We start from the raw sequence: 712 nt of genomic DNA, 5'->3' as shown, positions 1-712 counted from the left end.
TGAGCCTTCCCACATCGTTTCCCACTTAACCATGACTTTGGGACCTTAGCTGGCGGTCTGGGTTGTTTCCCTCTTCACGACGGACGTTAGCACCCGCCGTGTGTCTCCCGGATAGTACTTACTGGTATTCGGAGTTTGCAAAGGGTTGGTAAGTCGGGATGACCCCCTAGCCTTAACAGTGCTCTACCCCCAGTAGTATTCGTCCGAGGCGCTACCTAAATAGCTTTCGGGGAGAACCAGCTATCTCCGAGTTTGATTGGCCTTTCACCCCTAGCCACAAGTCATCCGCTAATTTTTCAACATTAGTCGGTTCGGTCCTCCAGTTGATGTTACTCAACCTTCAACCTGCCCATGGCTAGATCACTCGGTTTCGGGTCTATATCCAGAGACTGTGCGCCCAGTTAAGACTCGGTTTCCCTACGGCTCCCCTAAACGGTTAACCTTGCCACTGAATATAAGTCGCTGACCCATTATACAAAAGGTACGCAGTCACCCCACAAAGGAGGCTCCTACTGCTTGTACGTACACGGTTTCAGGTTCTATTTCACTCCCCTCACAGGGGTTCTTTTCGCCTTTCCCTCACGGTACTGGTTCACTATCGGTCAGTCAGGAGTATTTAGCCTTGGAGGATGGTCCCCCCATGTTCAGACAGGATAACACGTGTCCCGCCTTACTCGTTTTCACTTACTGTGCGTTATCAGCTACGGGGCTA

The 712-nt window shown here is 51.3% G+C and carries 1 rRNA gene; it reads right to left on the bottom strand.

Annotated features, from left to right (window positions below):
- Window positions 1-712 (bottom strand): 23S ribosomal RNA (locus tag M4J38_RS16650); the annotation flags it as partial.

Source organism: Parasegetibacter sp. NRK P23 (assembly GCF_023721715.1).
In the GTDB taxonomy this organism is placed as follows: Bacteria; Bacteroidota; Bacteroidia; order Chitinophagales; family Chitinophagaceae; genus Parasegetibacter.
Note: the sequence above shows the minus strand (reverse complement) of the source record. Positions and strands in the feature narration are given on the sequence as shown.